Genomic DNA, 19,117 nt, shown 5'->3' on the forward strand with positions numbered 1-19,117 from the left:
CGTGATGACGATGATGATGACGATCGTGGTGGCCGCTCAGGAGGCCGAGGCCGAGGTCGTGATGACGATGATGATGACGATCGTGGTGGCCGCTCAGGTGGCCGAGGCCGTGGCCGTAGTCGTGATGACGACGACGATGATCGCGGAGGCCGTTCAGGCGGACGAGGCCGTGGTCGCAGCCGTGATGACGATGATGATGACGATCGCGGAGGCCGCTCAGGCGGACGAGGTCGAGGTCGCAGCCGCGATGACGATGATGATGACGATCGTGGCCGCTCAGGTGGACGAGGTCGTGGTCGCAGCCGTGATGACGACGATGATTATGATGGCCGTGGTCAAAACTCTCGTAATCAAAAACGTGATGCCTACGGACGTTTTACGTCTTAAGCAGAATGTTTTAAAAACAAAGGAGGCTTTTGCCTCCTTTGTTTTTTAGCTTACTTATTTACTGAGGGAGAGGTTGTAGGCCTTTTACAATATCAAGGTATTCAGAACCGTTTAACCAAAAAGATTTTTTCAAAAAAAGTGTCGTCATAATACTTTCGGCTGCTTCGCTATCTGGATTTTCACAAAATAATCCGTAGCTTTCACCTAAAACCGCATCATTTTCAATTAGGCGGATATAGTAAGCATGTTGCTCATTTGCATAACCTAAAACCGCATCACGTTGATTTTTCATTTCGCATGTCTCCATACCAAAAACTGAATTTAACCAGAATGTTAAGTGTTCAGAATCTCATTTGATAAAAATCAAAAAACAGTCAGCGATAACGACTATTTCGAAATAGGTTTTGATTTTCTTCAAATTGCCATTTTGGTTAAAACATCCCTGTTAAAAGCAAAATGGATTAAAATCTGATCATGAGATTTATTGTTATGCAAAAAAAATATTTCGTCAACTTGAAAATGTAACTTTTTCAAGTTACATTGTTTGTGTAGGATTTGAACAGTGGAATGGAGGCAATATGCCAAAGAAAAAAGAGTTCGAGCATGGCGGTGCACGAGAAAATGCCGGACGTAAAGCACAGTTCAATGAACCCACCAAAGTCATTCGTGTTCCTGAGTCTCAAGTTAACTTTATCAAAAATTGGTTACTGAATAATGTCAAAACCAATAACTTGACCGACTTGAACTCAAAACTTAATGTCCAACAGGTCCACCCGAATAACGATAAAATTTACCATATTCCTTTGGCAACTGAACGTATTGCGGCAGGTTTTCCTACGCCTGCGCAAGATGATATTGAGCAAGCACTCGATTTAAATGAATATTTAATTAGAAATGAAAATGCCACGTTTATTGTCAAAGCCAACTCTTTATCCATGTTAGATGCTGGAATTGATATTAATGATCCGCTTATTGTGGACCGTAGCATTCCCGCTAAATCGGGTGATATTGTGATTGCACTCATCGATAATGATTTCACTGTGAAGCGCTTAATGATTGATAGTCAATTTCAGCCACCTAAAGTTTGGCTAAAAGCAGAAAATCCTGATTATCAGAATATTTATATTGAAGAGGGGCAAGAACTGGTTATTTGGGGAGTCGTGACTTATAACCTCAAACGAATGAGATAATTTTTCTTATATTTTATTATTCAAGTTACTGACCCGAAAAGTGAGTCAGTAACTTTTTGCTGAATGACTTTTAAATTTGTCCAATCAATAAACATGTTGCGATAACAACCATCAAACCACCTGAAAAACGGCCGACTAATTGTGCTGCTTGTGGTCTGGTTTTCAAAATAGCCTCTGAACCATAACCCACCATTAAGTAAATTATCGCGCAGCTAATCATGTGGACAACACCGAAGGCAAGAATTTGTGTTGTCACTGTCCATGAAGCAGTAGTGTCAATAAATTGAGGAAGCAGTGCTAAAAAGAGCAAAAAAACTTTCGGGTTTAATCCACTCACGTAAACTCCTTTGGTTGCCCAGCTCAACCATGACTGAGCTTTTTCAGAACCTGACTCGTTCGGAGTAGGAGGGGTAAGTAATAAGTTTATTCCCATCCATAACAAATAAGCAGAACCTGCAATTGTTAAGATCATCAGAGCAGTTGGATTATTTGCTACCAGTAGGCCAACACCAGCCGCTACTAATAAAATCGTAATAAAGTGCCCAAATAGCATACCTGCAACAGCGGGTACGACGACTTTGCCTTTAATCCCTGCCGAAATGGCATAGGCCCAGTCTGCCCCTGGCGTAATAATAAAAAGAATGGAGACACTCCAAAATGCAATAAAAATGTTAAAAGCCATATGCTTATCTCGGCGAACTATTTTCCAAAGGTTTCACTCGTGGTTTAGAAAAAATCCCTATTTATTCGAGCTTGTTGAAAATAATATGCTCATGTATTTAGAATGTGCTTTTAAATGTTTGCTCATATCACACTCATTTGGGGTAAATTTTTCTAAATGGATCGCACAGATAAAAAGATTCTTGCTGAATTGCAATTAAATGGCCGATTATCTATCACCGAGCTGGCAGAAAAAGTCGGTTTGAGCATTTCACCTTGTCATAGACGAGTGAAGGCTTTAGAAGAGTCAGGAGCTATCAAAGGTTATCGGGCAGAACTCGACCCAAACTTAGTGGGATTTGAATTTTCAGCGATTGTTTTTATTACGCTTAAAGAGGGCGATAAACAGGCAGTCGAGAAGTTTGAAAATGCCGTGATAGACATCCCGCAAATTATTCAGGCGCAGCGCTTATTTGGTGAGCCAGACTATTTGCTGCATGTGGTGGCTAAAGATTTACCTGCTTTCCAGCGTTTGTACGATGAAAAATTATCTGCTATTCCCAGTGTGCAACGACTCATCTCAACCATTGTGATGAAAGATGTGGTGCCTGAACGTTTATTTCCGATTGGCTAAGAATCCTCAGATATAAAAAAGAAGCTTTAAAGCTTCTTTTTTAGTTTCGAGAGTATTTAAGCATCGAGTGTTTTACACAAAGAACAGATCGTACCGTTATGTTTGTGAGAGAACATAATATCTGGGCGCTCGTAACCTTGTTCACATACGCGGCAGTGGTAAACCGTTGCAACTGGTGTGCCTTCAGCATCGTAACGTGGTTCTTTAATACCGTCATCGTGTGACTTGATGTAGTATTTTCCTTTGGTTAATAAGCCCATGATTGGTGTTAATACAAAGGCAAGTACAAGTGCGATAAGCGGTGAGTAAGGCGCCAAGAAGCTACCAAGTAATCCGAAGAATGCTGCAATTGATAAGCCTGCTGATACAAGGAACGCAACCATACCGACAGGGTTTACGTTGTATAGCATGTCACGGCGGTATTCTGGTTCTTTCGGTGAAAGTTTTAACACATATTTGTTAATTGAAATATCTGTTGCAACAACCACAACCCAAGCAATCGCAAAGTTTGAATAGAACCCTAAGATTTTACCCAGTACCGCAAACATGTTGCCTTCCATTAAAGCAAGCGCAATTGCCAAGTTCACCATCACAAACACAATACGACCAGGATAATGTTTGCTAATACGTGTGTAGGCGCTTGTCCATGCAAGGGAACCAGAGTAAGCATTGGTCACATTAATTTTAATTTGAGAAATAACCACCAAAATCACTGCAAGTGTTAAAGCAGCCCAACCCGGAAGCATGTCATGAAACGCCGCATTAAACTGTTGAACAGGTTCAGTACTGTTTACGCCCGGTATTTTAGTGAGTAAATAGAACCCTAAAAATGCCCCAATAATTTGTTTGATTGCCCCTAAAATCACCCAACCCGGACCCGCTGAAATAACCGCAGCCCACCATGCTTTGCTATTTTCTTTTGTTTTAGCAGGCATGAAGCGTAGATAGTCAATTTGCTCACCGATTTGCATGATGAGTGATAAACATATACCAGCACCCAACATGATTGCAGCCATGTCTACAGTTGCAAAACCTTCGTTACCTGTAAAAGTTGCAAACTGGCTGACTAAAGTAGGCTCTTGATAAATCAGATAGGCCACAGGACCAATCATCAGAACGAGCCAAAGCGGGGTAGTCCAGACTTGTAATTTACTTAAGGCTTTCATGCCGTAAATGACGAGTGGTATAACCATAACGGTTGAGATGAGATAACCTGCCCAAAGTGGAATGCCTAAACCAAGCAATAACCCTTGCGCCATGATTGAACCTTCAAGGGCAAAGAAAATAAAGGTAAAACTGGCGAAAATGATACTGGTCAGGACTGAGCCGATATAACCGAAACCTGCGCCGCGGGTAATCAAATCAAGATCGATGTTATAGCGCGCTGCGTAGTAGGCTAAAGGAATGCCGGTTAAGAAGATAATAATCGCTGCAAATAAAATGGAGAAAACAGCATTGGTTGTTCCGTAAGACATACCAATACTGGCGCCAATAGAAAAGTCAGCAAGATAGGCAATACCACCAAGTGCAGTAATAGCGACAACTTTGGGACTCCAGCGCCGAAAGCTGTGTGGAGCATAACGTAAAGTATAATCTTCTAAGGTTTCATTCACTGCTTTTTGTGAATCTGTACCTTGCACAGTGTCCAGATTTGGATGTTCAGATACACTCATAACATCAATCTCCCAATCATTTTCGGTCAATCAACACAAATATTGATCATTGTTTTTTGATGGTTTTGAGTGTGTGATTTTTGGGAAAAATTGAAAATACGTTATTTTGCGTATATGTGCGTATTCGAGAAAATCGCCATGATAAATGACTTTTGGCATAAGGATTGCTGGGTTTAATGCAGCCCCATCCAAAACATGAGTGTTATGCCAGATTCTTCACGTCCCCAACAAGCGCCACAACGTGTGATCAAAACACGCCGTGAATATAATATTTGGGTGGCAGATGAAAGTATCGAAGATTATGCACTCCGCTATGCACCTACCTCAGTACGTAAATGGTCACCTTGGACGGTAACTAATACCGCAATTTCGACAGTTAGCTTTTTGGCGATGGAAGCCATTGGGGCGACCATGCTTTGGCAGTATGGCTTTAGCAATGCGTTATGGGCAGCAATTGTCGTATGTACCATCATATTTTTGACCAGTTGGCCGATTAGTTACTACGCCGCAAAATATAATGTAGACGTTGATCTGCTTACTCGTGGTGCAGGTTTTGGCTACATTGGCTCGACCATTACATCTCTAATTTATGCCAGCTTTACCTTTATTTTGCTTGCGTTTGAAGCCGCAATTATGGCGATGGCACTTGAGCTTGCTTTAGGTATTCCGCAAGTTATTGGTTACTTAATTTCTGCCTTAGTGATTTTGCCTTTAGTAGTCAAAGGTATTGGTTTTATTAATAAAGTTCAGGCGATCACACAACCAATCTGGCTTTTATTGCTGTTGTTACCGTGGTTTTTTGTACTTTGGAAACAACCACAAATTTTAAGTAGTAGCCTGCATTTTGTTGGGGCGGTTTCAAACTCAACTGACTTTAATCTGTATTACTTTGGTGCGGCGTGCACTCTTATTTTTTCATTTGTGATCCAAATTGGTGAGCAAGCTGACTATTTACGTTTCTTACCGCAACAAGAAAAGAATAGAACTGCATGGCGTTTTGCTGTTTTTTTAGGTGGCCCATCTTGGATTATTTTTGGATTTCTAAAAGTCTTGATGGGCATGCTGCTGATGGTGTTGGCTTTTCAGCTGTTTATTCCTGTCTCTGAACTAGACAATCCAACTTATCTATATTGGGTCGCCTATCAACAGTTTATTCCAAACCCTCAGCTTGCTTTAATATTGACTCTAGCACTGGTTTGCTTGGCGCAAATTAAAATTAATATGACCAATGCCTACGCTGGCTCATTGGCATGGTCCAACTTTTTTGCTCGCTTAACTCATAGCCATCCGGGGCGAATTGTCTGGCTTCTTTTTAACGTTTTTATTGCTATTGTTTTGATGGAAATGGGCATTAGCCATGCAGTTGAGCGCATTTTGGGGCTATATAGCAATATTGCTTTGGCATGGATTGGTGCCGTTGTTGCCGATTTAATTATCTGTAAACCTTTAGGTTTAAGCCCAAAGGGAATTGAATTTCGCCGTGCTTATTTATATGACATTAACCCCGTAGGAGTGGGTGCCTTAATGATTGCCTCAGTGTTATCGATGCTCAGTTATTTGGGCTTTTTTGGACTCATGGCAAAAGGTTGGGCGAGTTTTATTGCTCTGGGGAGTGCTGTGTTATGCGTTCCTGTTATTGCTTACCTAACCAAAGGCAAATATTACATTGCACGTCAGCCTGAAAAAATTCAGGCGACTTCGGTTGCTACCTGTGTGGTATGTGAAAGGGACTATGAACTCGCTGATATGGCGGGTTGCCCAGCCTATAACGGTACGATTTGCTCTCTATGCTGTTCACTTGAAGCACGCTGCCACGATTTATGTAAACCCGATGCACGTTGGTCGGTACAGCTTAAAAAAGGCATCTGGCACTATCTACCAGAACGTTGGGCCAGCCGTTTAAATAGTCGGGTCAGTTTATATTTATTACTGACTTTAGGGCTGTCTATTGTTCTGGCAGTGAGTTTAAGTCTGGTTTATATCCAGGAAAAAACCTATTTAGAAACCATTAATGCGGCAGCCGTTCCTCAGCTATTTATGCTATTTGTCAAAATTTATACCATTTTATTTCTATTGATGAGTGTTGCTGCTTGGTGGCTCGTATTAAACGATGAAAGCCGTCGTAATGCTGAAATCGAAACACACCAGCAAACAGCATTATTGATTGATGAAATTGCTGCCCATGAAGTCACTTCAAAAGACTTACAAGACGCCAGAATTTCAGCAGAACGGGCAAATGATGCAAAAAGCCGTTATGTCATTGGTATTAGCCACGAATTAAGAACACCCCTAAATAGTATTTTGGGCTATAGCCAATTGCTTCAAAAACAAGAGCAGCTCTCAGAACAAGGCAAAATGGCGCTCGGCGTGATTAGCCGTAGTGGGCAACATCTGACTTCATTGATTGACGGTTTATTAGATTTAGCGCGAATTGAAACAGGCAAAATTTCTTTAAATGTAGTGGATGTGCATTTTCCAAATTTTATTGAACAAATTATTCAAATGTTTCAGCCACAGTTTGAACAGAAGAATTTACAGTTTGTTTATGAAATTGGAGAGAACCTACCGCACTATGTGCGTACCGACAAAAAACGCTTAGAGCAAGTGCTGATCAATTTGCTGGGCAATGCTTTAAAGTTTACAATGAGCGGCACAATTACTTTAAAAGTTGAGTACCGTTTTCAAACGGCTTATTTTGAAATTAGAGATACGGGCTGTGGTATTGCCGAGGCAGATTTAGAGCGAATCTTTAATCCGTTTGAACGGGGTAGCAATGTAGTGCAAGGCGGATTTACCGGAACAGGACTCGGATTACCCATTGTAAAATTGTTGGTCGATTTACTCGGCGGCCAACTATCTGTGACTAGTCAGCTCAATCAGGGTTCACAATTTAAGATTAAGTTTTACTTACCTTCAAAAGAAGTGGTTCATCCAATTTCTAATGTTTATTCCAACCAAATTACAGGCTATCAAGGCGAGCGAAAACGAATTTTGGTTGTCGATAATGAAGCGGTGGACCGAGGCCTAGTCGCTAATTTTCTAAAACCTTTAGGATTTATGATTGAAGAAGCCGAGTCGGGCATTGATTGTTTAAGACGAGTACCTATTTTTCAACCTAACCTGATTTTGATGGATTTAAATATGCCTTTGATGGGTGGGTGGGAAACAGCGCGGTTATTACGTCAGAATAATATTACTAATGTACCGATCTTAATTATTTCAGCGAATGCAGGCGAGCGTGAAGTCAATCCACAAGATGCCGTCTTAAGTGAAGACTTTATGTTAAAACCAATCGACCTCAATTTGTTGCTGAGTAAAATTGGAGACAAATTGGGTTTGGTGTGGATTGATTCTAAATCAGAGACATCCATAGAAAATAATGAAGTTCAAACACTTGATCTAAAGATATATAAACAAGAGCAAACCACTGTTCATACGCCAATCCAACAACCAGAAAATAATGATCTGCTCGATTTACCGCAAAGCTTGCAGCAATTAAATGATTTAATTGGACAGGGGTACATTCGTGGAATTCAACAGACTTTAATGCAATGCCGTCAAAATTTTCCAGAGCATAACGAGTTATGGGAACAGCTTGAACACGCTATTCAAAAGTTTGATTTAAAACACGCGCAACGATTAATTCAGGATAAGCAATGAGTACGCAACATGTTTCTTTTCAGCAAGCTTCGCCAAACGAGCAGGCTGTTATTCTGATTGTGGATGATGTGCCGGAAAATTTAGGCTTGCTACATGAAAGTCTGGATCAGGCAGGTTATCGCGTGCTTGTCACAACTGATGGGTTAAGTGCAATTGAAATAGCTCATCGATGCTTACCAGATATGATCTTGCTCGATGGCAATATGCCACATATGGACGGTTTTGAAAGTTGTATACAGCTTAAAGCGAGTCCAATTACGCAGTTTATTCCCGTTATTTTTATGACAGGTTTGTCTGAGACAGAACATATTGTGCGTGGTTTTCAGGTCGGTGGGGTAGACTATGTAACCAAACCTCTGAATATTGAAGAAGTATTAGCAAGGGTAAAAACACATTTGGCACATGCCAAACTATTGCAGCAACAAAAACAGGTGATTGATGCAACGGAAACAGCCATTCTTGCGCTAGATGTTCACGGTAAAATTGTTTGGAAAACCCAAAAAGCCAGTGATTTACTGAATCAATATTTACCCGAATTAGAGGGTTTTGAAGCAGGTTTAAAAGCTTGGTTTTCAGACTTAGAAAATGAAAAAGACCCTAAAAAATTAACCAGCTGTTCTTATTCAACGCCATCCCAGCAATTACAGCTTTTATTGCTTACACCGTGGCAAACTGAACCAAGCGTGGCAAAAAATTATCTTATCCAGATAAAAACTTCTACGCCAGCTTTGGAAATGGCTGATATTTTGAAATATTGCCCACAGTTGACTCAACGTGAGGCAGAAGTCATGCACTGGTTGTTGTTGGGCAAAACCAATAAAGATATTGCAGAAATCTTGGAGCTTAGCCCTCGGACAATAAACAAGCATTTAGAGCATGTTTTTGAAAAACTTTGTGTTGAAAACCGAACTGCTGCGGTGGCGCATATTAATAGTCTGGTACAAGAGTTTCATTGAGTTAATTGAAGATTGTATTTAAAAAGCATACAGACTCACTGCTAAAAATAGTCTATTTTTTTACACTTAAATTTGTTCTTATAGATAAAGATATATAAAGTCATTTTTAAATAAATTTGAGCCATAATACGAGGAATTCATTGTGAATATTCAACAAAAAGATGATGCAAAACACGGCAGCTTTAGCTTACTTGATGGTGAAACCGTTGCGGGTGAAATGACTTATACATGGGCAGGCGAAGGCATGCTGATTATTGACGCTACAGATGTAAATGAAAATTATCGGGGACAAGGTGTAGGTCGCCAATTACTTGATGCTTTGGTGGCTTTTGTTCGTGAAAAAGACGTAAAAGTAATTCCGCTTTGCCCATATGCTAAATCGGTTTTTGATAAAGACCCAAGCATTGGTGATGTACTTAGAAAGTAAGCAATAGATTAAAAATCATTTAATAGGAATCGGGCGTTAGTGTCCGATTTTTTTTATTCATCTTTGTTTGAGTGAATATGTTTTGAGCGGTTGTATTCAACTGATTTGAAGATTTTCGATTGCCAGATCGAATTTATCAAACTTATAGAAAAGCTTATCTAATAAAAATAGTTTTAGACCAATTGGGAAAAAAATAAACTCGTTGCACAAATATTTAATAGCTGACGAAAGCTAAATATTTATAACGTTTTAATATTATTTTTGGAATTTTCCTTGAACTGGCAGTATATCCATAGTGTGTTGCCGCAATTTTTCTCTGCAACTTTGACCACGCTGAAAATTTCAATTATCAGCATTATTTTGGCAATTATTGTAGGGCTAATTTGCAGCATTTTAATCACATATCGCGTGCGGGTGCTAAATAGAATTGCCCAGTTCTATATTGAGTTATCTCGAAATACCCCTTTATTAATTCAACTGTTCTTTTTGTATTACGGTTTGCCAAAGCTTGGCATCAAAATCGATGGTTTTGCCTGTGGTGTGATCGGACTGACCTTCTTAGGTGGAAGCTATATGGCTGAAGCCTTCCGAGCAGGTTTGCAGTCTGTTGCAAAAGGGCAGATTGACTCTGCAAAAAGTATTGGTCTACAACCGATTCAAATTTTTAGATATGTCATTTTCCCTCAAGCACTGGCTATTTCAATTCCGGCAATAGGGGCAAATTGTCTATTTCTAATTAAAGAAAGTTCTGTGGTCAGTGCAATTGCTGTCGTTGAATTGCTTTTTGTCACCAAAGACTTAATTGGCATGGACTATAAAACTACCGAAGCTTTGTTCTTACTCATCATGGCTTATCTGATTATTTTATTGCCCGTGTCTATTTTAACCAGTTATCTGGAGCACAGAAGTCGGAAGGTGAGCCATGGAACTTGATTATTTATTTCAAGCGAGTCACCTCGAACGTTTAATGTGGGGACTTTGGGCAACTGCAAAAATTGCATTTATTTCAGTGTTTTTCTCTGCAATTTTCGGCACAGTTTTCGGCGTCATTATGACTTCTAAAAACATAGTCGTTAAAGCATTGTGCCGCCTGTACTTAGAAGCCATTCGAATCATTCCGATTTTAGTTTTGCTATTTGTGTTTTATTTCGGCTTTGCGACATGGTTTAACTGGCAGTTTTCTGCAATGTGGGTATGCGTTGTTGTATTTGTTTTATGGGGTACGGCAGAAATGGGCGATTTGGTTCGTGCAGCCATTACTTCAATTGATCAACATCAACGCGATTCAGCTTATGCGCTCGGACTTACCCATGTTCAAGCCTTGGTCTACGTCATTTTTCCGCAAAGTCTAAAACGAGTAACTCCAGGCGCGATTAACTTATTTACCCGAATGGTGAAAACCAGCTCTTTGGCAGTCCTGATTGGGGTGGTTGAGGTCATTAAAGTTGGTCAGCAAATTATTGAAAATTCGCTGTTGACCGTGCCGAGCGCTTCTCTTTGGATTTATGGCTTTATTTTTATTTTGTATTTTCTGATTTGCTATCCCTTATCTCGTTTGGCAGCACATTTAGAAAAGGTCTGGGAGTAATTATGCCTTTGTTATCGATACAACAATTACAGAAATCATTTGCACAAAGTCATATTTTACAGGGCATTGATCTGGATGTAGAACAAGGAGAGGTGGTTGTTATTTTAGGTCCATCGGGCTGCGGTAAAAGTACCTTATTACGCTGTATTAATGGCCTAGAACCGATTCAGGGCGGTGAAATCCGTTTAACCGGTTCAGGTGTGCTTGGTAAAGATGTGGACTGGACTAATGCTCGTCAAAAAATTGGCATGGTTTTTCAGAACTATGAGCTATTTGGGCATATGAACGTTATTGACAACATTTTGCTCGGGCCACTTAAAGTACAAAAACGCCATCGCGACGAAGCAGAACAAGTAGCAGATGAGTTGTTAAAGCGAGTGGGACTGTTTGAGCGAAAACTTGATTATCCACGACAACTTTCTGGCGGACAAAAACAGCGTATTGCCATTGTTCGTTCACTGGTCATGCAACCTAAAGTCATTTTGCTTGATGAAATTACCGCTGCGCTTGACCCAGAAATGGTCAGAGAAGTGCTTGATGTAGTCCTTAAATTGGCGAATGAAGGAATGACCATGTTGATTGTGACACATGAGATGTCCTTTGCCCGCAAGGTTGCTGACCGCATTATTTTTATGGATAAGGGCAAGATTATTGAACAGGCTTCACCAGAAGAATTTTTTGAACAGCCGAAAACAGAACGAGCGAAAGCCTTTCTAAATATTTTGTCGTACTAAATTTTTATTATTTGAATCATGAGGAAGTGAATGTTTAAACGTAATTCAATAAAAATATTAAGCAGTCTTGCCGTTGCTGGGGTTTTATTAACTGCATGTAGTAAAACGCCATCAACTGAACAGGCAAGTAATGCTCAAGAAGACCATTCTTTAGAACAAGTCAAAAAAAATGGGGTTCTACGCGTTGCCGTTTTTGCCGATGATCCGCCGTTTGGTTATGTAGATAGTGCGGGGAATAATCAGGGCTTCGATGTAGCTCTAGCAAAACGGGTGACTAAAGATTTGCTTGGTGATGAAAAGAAAGTTGAGTTTATTGTGACTGAAGCTTCAAATCGGGTGGAGTTTTTAAAATCAAATCGAGCTGATGTTGTATTCGCGACATTTACGGTAACGCCAGAACGTAAGGAAGTTGTCGATTTTGCCGAGCCTTATTTAAAAGGGGCTTTTGGCATTGTCTCACCTAAAGCCAAGCCGATTACCGACATTGCCCAATTAGAAGGTAAAACCTTAATTGTAAATAAAGGCACAAGTTCAGATACCTACTTTACCAAGCATTATCCGAAAGTAAATTTACTGAAGTTTGAACGAAATTCGGATGCTTTCAAAGCTTTAACCGACGGTCGTGGTGACGCGATTTCACAAGATAGTACCTATGCTTTGGCATGGGCCGCGAAGAACCCAAGTTATGTTGCAGGTATTCAGTCTATTGGTGATCAAGAGTTTATTGCACCAGCAGTTAAAAAGGGCAATACCCAATTATTGAATTGGCTCAATACTGAAATTAAGCAGCTCAGAACAAGCGGTGAAATTAAGAAAATTTATGATGAAACCTTGAAGCCAATTTACGGTGACTCAGTCAATCCGAATGTGTTTTTAGATGTAGACCAATAATTTTCGATATCGCTAGAGCAGTGCCTAAAAGTAGGTGCTGCGATTTTAAATAAGACTTTTACAAGAACGAGAGGGTGAAATAATGACAACATTAACATTTCAAAACGTGAAGCATATTTTGGCTGCATCTTTGCTGAGTTTAGGTTTAGTTGCATGTGACAAAGGAACTCAGTCTACTGAAAAAACGGCCGATACCACACAAACTGTGTCGAGTATTGAGCAGATCAAAAAGAATGGCGTGGTACGAATTGGTGTATTTAGTGATAAACCGCCGTTTGGATATTTAGATGCTCAAGGTAAAAACCAAGGCTTTGATGTAGAGATTGCCAAGCATGTCGCTAAAGATCTGCTGGGTGATGAAAACAAAGTTGAGTTTGTTTTAACTGAAGCTGCGAACCGTGTCGAATATTTAAAAGCCAATAAAGTGGATATTATTTTTGCCAACTTTACTGTTACGCCAGAACGTAAGGAAGTTGTCGATTTTGCTAAACCTTATTTAAAAGTGGCACTAGGTGTGGTTTCTCCTAAAAGTCATCCAATTACCGATGTGGCTCAACTTAAAGATAAAACTTTACTGGTCAACAAAGGTACAACGGCTGATTCATTCTTCACCAAGACTCATCCAGAAATTAAGCTACAAAAATATGAGCAAAACACTGAAACTTTTGATGCTTTAAAAGATGGTCGTGGTGCTGCGCTTGCCCATGATAACTTGCTGGTTTTAGCTTGGGCTAAAGAAAATCCAAATTACACCGTTGGCATTACCAATTTAGGTGAACAGTACTTAATTGCACCAGCAGTGAAAAAGGGGGATAAAGAGTTATTGGACTGGTTAAATCAAGATTTAGAGAAACTGGCGAAAGAAGGCGTGATTCATCAAGCTTATGAAAAAACTTTAAAACCAGTGTATGGCGATACGATTAATCCAAAAGATTTATTGGTTGAATAGTTGTACTCATAGCCTCTAATGATCAGGACTCTAGATACTATTTACTCGAGTTAGGAGCCGACTAGATTTTTAAAGTCGGTTCTGCTGCTAATTTATCTGCCAAATATTGAATCAATACACTTAATTTAGGCGGGACATGCCTTGTCGGTGGATAAAGTAACCACAGCCCACCACTGTAATAGGTTTTAAAATACCAATCTGGTAAAACCTGAACTAAGGTACCTTGTTGTAGAGCATGGCGTGCAACGAAGTAAGGTAAGCTCGCAATACCTAAATGCTGTAATGCCGCACTCAAACGCACACCTGTATGGTTTGCTGCATAACGCCCACGCACAGCCACACTGATCGATTTGTTTCCTTGCTGAAATTTCCATTTTGAGTCACTGGCTTGTTCGCCCAAGTAAATACATTCATGCTGCTTTAAATCATGAGGGTGGTTCGGTGTACCGTGCTTGGACAAATATTCAGGTGTAGCACAAACCAAGTGATCAATATCAATCAGCTTTCGACCCATAAGGCCACCCGGTGGTTGCTCTGTAATTCGAAGTGCTAAATCTACTCCATCATCAATCAGGTCTACATAGCGATCTTCTAAAAGCATTTGTATATCAATTTTCGGGTAGCGTTCTAAAAACTCGGGTAAATGCGGATGAATCATAAAATGCCCCACAGCTTTCGGAACACTCATGCGAATAATACCTTCGGGTTCAACATGAAATTGACCCGAACTTTCCATGACTGCTTGTGCCGCATTCACCATATCTAAACAACGTTGATAAACCTGTTGTCCACTTTCACTTAAACGAAGTTTTCGTGTAGTCCGATAGAGTAAGCGGGTGCCTAAAGCACGTTCTAAACGGGCAATCGCGCGGCTGATAGCTGAAGGTGTAGTACCAAGTTGCCTTGCAGTTTCAGAAAAGCTTTCCGACTCGACAACCTTCACGAAAGTCGCCATTTCATTTAACAGAACCAGACTTTGATTTGTGCTCATGAGGCAAAAGTTATTTGGATTTTAATTGGATTATCGCGTCTAAAAAAACGCAATACAATCGTTTAAGTGATTTTCAGGAAACTAAATTGTTATGTGGCAGTTGTATGGGCATGAGTTTTTAACGCTAGCTCTTATTCACTTTATGGCGGTGATTTTACCAGGACCAGATTTTGTGATTACGGTAAGGCAAAGTGTACGTTATGGCTACTTAATTGGATGTCTAACGGCAATTGGTATTGGTGTCGGGATTTCAGTGCATGTGTTTTATACACTTGTTGGTATTGGCTTTTTGATTCAGCAAAGTGAATGGCTCATGTCACTGATCAGAACAGCAGGGGCAGCTTATTTGATTTATTTAGGATGGCAGTGTTTACGTAGCCAGCCGAATACTAATATTGAAATTAATGGCCAAGCAAACGGTGATACGCCAAGTTTATTTAAAGCTTTTACTATGGGTTTTCTTACCAATGCATTAAACCCAAAAGCCACTATCTTTTTTCTGGCAATTTTTACAACGATTGTAAGTACAACCACACCAATGAAAGTTCAGGTTTTTTATGGTGTGTGGATGTGTATGGTCAATGCCATCTGGTTTATGGTGGTGAGCGTACTGTTTGCACAGCCTATCGTACGTAAAAGATTTTTGGAGTTTGGGGTTTATTTTGAGCGGGTGATGGGGGTGTTGTTGATTGGAATTGCATTGAGATTGATTTGGAGTTTGTTTGTTTAAGTTGGTTGTATTTATAAGTGGATGGGGTAGCACGACGGAGTCTTACCGTTTATACGTCATAATAAAGTAGCTAATTCTGTTACTTTTTTTGGAAAAAGTAACCAAAAAACTTTGTCATCTACAGAACCTGTTCACTGTTTTCATCTATCAAAAAATGTTGCAAAAACATTATTTTTATAAATTATGGGCAGGCTGTAGATGACTCTTAGCACGAGCCGAAGGCTAATTCAGAAATCGAAATTAAAATAACAAGACTCTGAGGTGATAGCTACTTTGAGTTGTCCGAACTATTGATGACTCTTAATTCGAGCTAAAATCATCTGCAACCTGCGTGGTATTAAATAGTTTATGTTTCTGCGATATATCGATTAGATATAAGAAGAAGACAGGTTTTGCAGATGAAAATGCTTTTGCTTACTTTGGGCGAAACCAAAGTAAGTCTAGCCGAAGGCTAATTCAGAAATTGAATTTAAAATAATAAGACTCCTCTGTGATAGCTACTTTGACTTGTTACTTCATATATAACTTTTGAGCTCAAGTAGCTTCAATAAAGAATCCATAAAAAAAGACCGCTCGAAAGCAGTCCTTTTTGCAAAAATAAATTTAACTCGTACGTCGATTACGCGTCAGTTGATGTAATACCGACACCAATAAATCAATTTCTTCCGTCGTATTATAAAAAGCCAAAGACGGACGCACGGTCTGTTCGACGCCAAAGCGACGTAAAATCGGCTGAGCACAGTGATGACCTGAACGTACGGCAATACCATGTTGATTTAAAGCTTTACCGACTTGTTCAGTTGAATAGCCTTGTAAAGTAAAGGACATAACACTGGCTTTATGATGTGCAGTTCCAATCAAACGCAAACCTGACACACTACTCAGCGCATTTTGACCATATTCGAGTAGATCATGTTCATAGCGAGCAATGTTATGAATACCTAGACTTTCGACATATTCAAGTGCAGCGCCTAGACCAACGGCATCGGCAATGTTTCCAGTTCCAGCTTCAAACTTGTTTGGTGCAGGTTGGTAAACTACTTGTTCGAAGGTCACATCTTGAATCATGTTGCCGCCGCCTTCCCAAACAGGCATGCTTTCAAGTAGTTCTGGTTTTGCATAGACCACACCAATACCCGTTGGACCAAATACTTTATGTCCAGAAAATACAAAAAAGTCTGCATCGAGAGCTTGTACATCGGTAGGGATGTGCGAAACAGATTGCGCGCCGTCAACTAAAACACGTACACCTTTGGCATGGGCAATTTTAATGACTTCAGCAACAGGTGTAACTGTGCCTAAAGCATTCGAAACTTGAGTAATTGACAGCAGTTTAGTGCGCTCATTAATCAGTTTTGGCAACTCTTCTAAAATAATCTGGCCCGTGTCATCCACAGGAATGACTCTTAATTTAGCTCCAGTTTTTTTACTGAGTTGATACCAAGGTACAATATTGGCATGGTGTTCTAAGTGAGAAACGATAATTTCATCACCTTCACCAATATTTTGCTCGCCCCATGTTTTTGCAATCAGGTTAATCCCTTCGGTTGTTCCTCGAACAAAGATAATTTCTTTAGAAGAGGGTGCACCAATAAATCGGGCAACTACATTTCTTGCATGCTCATAGGCATCAGTTGCACGAGCCGCTAACTCATGTGCAGCACGGTGAATATTTGAATTTTCATGCTGATAAAAATAAGCAATCCGGTCAATCACACGCTGCGGTTTTTGTGTGGTGGCAGCATTATCCAACCAAACTAGAGGTCGACCATTGACGCGTTCCTGTAAAATTGGAAAATCGCGACGTATGGCATGTACATCGAGTGGTTGAGCACTGCTTGCTACAAAGGTGGGTTGCGATGGTTGATAGTGACTATAACTTTGTCCAGTTTGAGGCAAGTCTAAAAAATAAAATGCAGAGCTTGCCGAACTTTGGAGAGGCGTGTTTGTTACAAAACGATCTTCCGTCAGCAATGATTTCAGCTGGTCACCATGTGGCAATTGAAAAGACTGTACAACTGAATAATTATCTTCAACACCTTTAACAGACGGTTCTGCTGTATTGGGAGCAGAAAAATCATTTAAAAAATAATAAGGTGATTCACCTGCACCAGTGGGTAAGCTGGGTGCAATGCGTGGCACATTGGGTTCACTATGAGCAGCTTGTGGCAAATGTGGTTCAAATGGTGGGCGTGGCAAATTAGCTCCACCAACCACAGGCGCAGACGCTACAATTCGGCGTTCAGGGTAGTCTGGCAAATTTGGAATATGCTCAGGATATTCTGGATTAAGACTTTTCTGAAAGGCGATATTGGGCGCACGACCACTGAGAGCAGAGAATGGTTCACCCGGTTGTGGAGGGTGCGGTGGCGCTCCGACAGGTAAGTCCAAGTTAAGGCCCGATGGTGAAGCTGAACTGCTTGAGCTTGGTAATGCTGAAAAAAACTCATTAGCAAGACGAGCAATGGTGGACTCATCAGGGAAGTTGGCTGGTGGATTAACACCAGTCACTTCAGGCCCCGTTGGACTACCTTGCAGATTACTTGTAGTTAACTGGGTAGTCATGATATTTGTCCACCTCCACATCATCTAATACTGCCAACGCATCATCAGTGAGTACTGCAAGTGAGCAATATAACGAGATTAGATACGACGCAATCGCGTTACGGTTGATTCCCATAAAGCGTACTGAAAGCCCTGGTGACTGTTCACCAGCAAGACCCGGTTGGAATAAACCAACAATGCCTTGACGCTTTTCACCTACACGAAGCAGCAAGATTTTAGTTTTGCCATCTTCTACAGGAATTTTATTTGATGGAATGAGTGGAATACCGCGCCATGTAATGAATTGCGAACCGAACAGACTAACCGTTGGAGGCGGTACACCACGGCGTGTACATTCACGTCCAAATGCTGCAATCGCATCAGGGTGTGCTAGGAAAAATCCCGGTTCTTTCCAGACTTTACGTAGCAAATCATCAAGATCATCTGGAGTAGGTGGGCCATTTAAGGTCGAAATACGTTGGTCATCTGTCACACTTGCCAGTAAACCATATTCAGGGTTATTGATGAGCTCACTTTCTTGACGTTCTTTAATGGTTTCAATGGTTAAGCGAAGCTGTTCTTTAATTTGGTCGTGTGGGCTGCTGTAAAGGTCGGCTACACGTGTATGCACATCTAAAACTGTAGATACACCATTTAAAAAGTATTCACGCGGTTCTGGATCATAATCGACAAAAGTTTGCGGTAAAGTTGCTTCATCACGTTGTGTACAAGCCACCTGAATATCATCGGTATTATTGACACGGTTTAGGCGATAGATACCTGCTTCAACAGGAAGCCATTGCAGTAAATGAGTCAGCCATCGGGGAGTAATTGTAGAAAGTTGGGGAGCTGTCTTGGTTGCATTGGCCAGTTGGCGAGCTGCGTGGTCCCCAAGTGCAAGTTGGGCTTTATCTGTATTTTTCGCCATGAATCATTTTTCCTTATTACATTGGCTTTTTGAAAATAAAAATTCTAGGATGCATATAAACTAGAATTAGTTCTGGTTTTAAAATTAAAATCGCGTTATAAATTTTTTAAATACTGAGCTTATTAATGAGTTATCTATTTTCTAAATAAAAATATATTTAAACTAGAAATAAGCA

Annotated in this window: 18 protein-coding genes and 1 pseudogene; 12 read left to right on the forward strand and 7 right to left on the reverse strand. The window is 40.4% G+C overall.

Features of this window, described 5'->3' with window-relative positions:
* A pseudogene (locus tag ACTJJG_RS11410) lies at positions 1 to 387 on the forward strand (KGG domain-containing protein); the annotation flags it as partial.
* A 58-nt stretch (positions 388 to 445) separates the two neighbouring features.
* Here ACTJJG_RS11410 and ACTJJG_RS11415 read toward each other — a convergent pair.
* Complete coding sequence (locus tag ACTJJG_RS11415) at positions 446 to 679, reverse strand: hypothetical protein (protein ID WP_002114518.1); 234 nt, start codon at positions 677 to 679, stop codon at positions 446 to 448.
* Between the two features lie 286 nt (positions 680 to 965).
* Between ACTJJG_RS11415 and ACTJJG_RS11420 the strand changes: the two genes are divergently transcribed.
* Positions 966 to 1,577, forward strand: coding sequence for a LexA family protein (locus tag ACTJJG_RS11420; RefSeq protein ID WP_440608944.1), 612 nt, complete (start codon positions 966 to 968; stop codon positions 1,575 to 1,577).
* Positions 1,578 to 1,647: 70 nt separating this feature from the next.
* Here the strand turns inward: ACTJJG_RS11420 and ACTJJG_RS11425 are convergent, their stop codons facing one another.
* Complete coding sequence (locus tag ACTJJG_RS11425) at positions 1,648 to 2,259, reverse strand: LysE family translocator (RefSeq protein ID WP_032056392.1); 612 nt, start codon at positions 2,257 to 2,259, stop codon at positions 1,648 to 1,650.
* A gap of 156 nt (positions 2,260 to 2,415) precedes the next feature.
* Between ACTJJG_RS11425 and ACTJJG_RS11430 the strand changes: the two genes are divergently transcribed.
* The gene (locus ACTJJG_RS11430; RefSeq protein WP_000376211.1) at positions 2,416 to 2,871 is read left to right on the forward strand and encodes an Lrp/AsnC family transcriptional regulator; all 456 of its coding nucleotides are present in this window, start codon (positions 2,416 to 2,418) and stop codon (positions 2,869 to 2,871) included.
* Positions 2,872 to 2,927: 56 nt separating this feature from the next.
* On the opposite strand, the gene ACTJJG_RS11435 is transcribed toward ACTJJG_RS11430, so the two are convergent.
* Positions 2,928 to 4,544 (reverse strand): purine-cytosine permease family protein, encoded by a 1,617-nt coding sequence (locus ACTJJG_RS11435; protein WP_002114289.1) that lies wholly within the window; start codon positions 4,542 to 4,544, stop codon positions 2,928 to 2,930.
* Positions 4,545 to 4,739: 195 nt separating this feature from the next.
* On the opposite strand from ACTJJG_RS11435, the gene ACTJJG_RS11440 reads away from it, so the two are divergent.
* The 3 genes from ACTJJG_RS11440 (at position 4,740) to ACTJJG_RS11450 (ending at position 9,587) form a co-directional block, all read left to right on the forward strand.
* Positions 4,740 to 8,204 carry a hybrid sensor histidine kinase/response regulator gene (locus tag ACTJJG_RS11440; RefSeq protein WP_233752508.1) on the forward strand — a complete coding sequence of 1,155 codons (3,465 nt, stop codon included), beginning with the start codon at positions 4,740 to 4,742 and terminating at the stop codon, positions 8,202 to 8,204.
* Positions 8,201 to 9,160 (forward strand): response regulator transcription factor, encoded by a 960-nt coding sequence (locus tag ACTJJG_RS11445; RefSeq protein WP_032056388.1) that lies wholly within the window; start codon positions 8,201 to 8,203, stop codon positions 9,158 to 9,160. Before ACTJJG_RS11440 ends, ACTJJG_RS11445 begins: the two co-directional genes overlap by 4 nt.
* A 142-nt stretch (positions 9,161 to 9,302) precedes the next feature.
* Positions 9,303 to 9,587 carry a GNAT family N-acetyltransferase gene (locus ACTJJG_RS11450; RefSeq protein WP_005069864.1) on the forward strand — a complete coding sequence of 95 codons (285 nt, stop codon included), beginning with the start codon at positions 9,303 to 9,305 and terminating at the stop codon, positions 9,585 to 9,587.
* Positions 9,588 to 9,683: 96 nt separating this feature from the next.
* Here the strand turns inward: ACTJJG_RS11450 and ACTJJG_RS11455 are convergent, their stop codons facing one another.
* Positions 9,684 to 9,797, reverse strand: coding sequence for a hypothetical protein (locus ACTJJG_RS11455; RefSeq protein ID WP_014206469.1), 114 nt, complete (start codon positions 9,795 to 9,797; stop codon positions 9,684 to 9,686).
* Positions 9,798 to 9,860: 63 nt separating this feature from the next.
* Here ACTJJG_RS11455 and ACTJJG_RS11460 point away from each other — a divergent pair, with 63 nt between their 5' ends.
* The 5 genes from ACTJJG_RS11460 to ACTJJG_RS11480 all read left to right on the forward strand — a co-directional run bounded on the left by ACTJJG_RS11460 (position 9,861) and on the right by ACTJJG_RS11480 (position 13,749).
* Complete coding sequence (locus ACTJJG_RS11460) at positions 9,861 to 10,520, forward strand: amino acid ABC transporter permease (protein WP_002114214.1); 660 nt, start codon at positions 9,861 to 9,863, stop codon at positions 10,518 to 10,520.
* Positions 10,510 to 11,175 carry an amino acid ABC transporter permease gene (locus tag ACTJJG_RS11465; RefSeq protein WP_000418067.1) on the forward strand — a complete coding sequence of 222 codons (666 nt, stop codon included), beginning with the start codon at positions 10,510 to 10,512 and terminating at the stop codon, positions 11,173 to 11,175. The genes ACTJJG_RS11460 and ACTJJG_RS11465 overlap by 11 nt, the downstream gene beginning before the upstream one ends.
* Positions 11,176 to 11,177: 2 nt before the next feature.
* Positions 11,178 to 11,909, forward strand: coding sequence for an amino acid ABC transporter ATP-binding protein (locus ACTJJG_RS11470; protein ID WP_001130360.1), 732 nt, complete (start codon positions 11,178 to 11,180; stop codon positions 11,907 to 11,909).
* A gap of 30 nt (positions 11,910 to 11,939) precedes the next feature.
* Complete coding sequence (locus tag ACTJJG_RS11475) at positions 11,940 to 12,800, forward strand: transporter substrate-binding domain-containing protein (protein WP_032056384.1); 861 nt, start codon at positions 11,940 to 11,942, stop codon at positions 12,798 to 12,800.
* A gap of 82 nt (positions 12,801 to 12,882) precedes the next feature.
* Positions 12,883 to 13,749, forward strand: a complete 867-nt coding sequence (locus ACTJJG_RS11480) for a cysteine ABC transporter substrate-binding protein (RefSeq protein ID WP_032056382.1) — start codon at positions 12,883 to 12,885, stop codon at positions 13,747 to 13,749.
* Positions 13,750 to 13,810: 61 nt separating this feature from the next.
* Here ACTJJG_RS11480 and ACTJJG_RS11485 read toward each other — a convergent pair whose 3' ends face one another.
* On the reverse strand, positions 13,811 to 14,740 hold the full coding sequence (locus ACTJJG_RS11485; protein WP_032056380.1) for a LysR family transcriptional regulator: 930 nt from the start codon (positions 14,738 to 14,740) through the stop codon (positions 13,811 to 13,813).
* 91 nt (positions 14,741 to 14,831) lie between these two features.
* On the opposite strand from ACTJJG_RS11485, the gene ACTJJG_RS11490 reads away from it, so the two are divergent.
* A complete protein-coding gene (locus ACTJJG_RS11490; RefSeq protein WP_032056377.1) occupies positions 14,832 to 15,470 on the forward strand; it encodes a LysE family translocator in 639 nt (212 codons plus the stop codon).
* Between the two features lie 603 nt (positions 15,471 to 16,073).
* Here ACTJJG_RS11490 and ACTJJG_RS11495 read toward each other — a convergent pair.
* Positions 16,074 to 18,035: a family 2A encapsulin nanocompartment cargo protein cysteine desulfurase gene (locus ACTJJG_RS11495; protein ID WP_032056375.1), complete on the reverse strand. Its 1,962-nt coding sequence runs from the start codon at positions 18,033 to 18,035 to the stop codon at positions 16,074 to 16,076.
* Entirely contained in the window at positions 18,010 to 18,942 is a 933-nt protein-coding gene (locus tag ACTJJG_RS11500; RefSeq protein WP_001107602.1) for a family 2A encapsulin nanocompartment shell protein, read from the reverse strand. Before ACTJJG_RS11500 ends, ACTJJG_RS11495 begins: the two co-directional genes overlap by 26 nt.
* Positions 18,943 to 19,117: the final 175 nt, after the last annotated feature.

Source organism: Acinetobacter sp. 22512 (genome assembly GCF_052044755.1).
Lineage (GTDB): Bacteria > Pseudomonadota > Gammaproteobacteria > Pseudomonadales > Moraxellaceae > Acinetobacter > Acinetobacter pittii.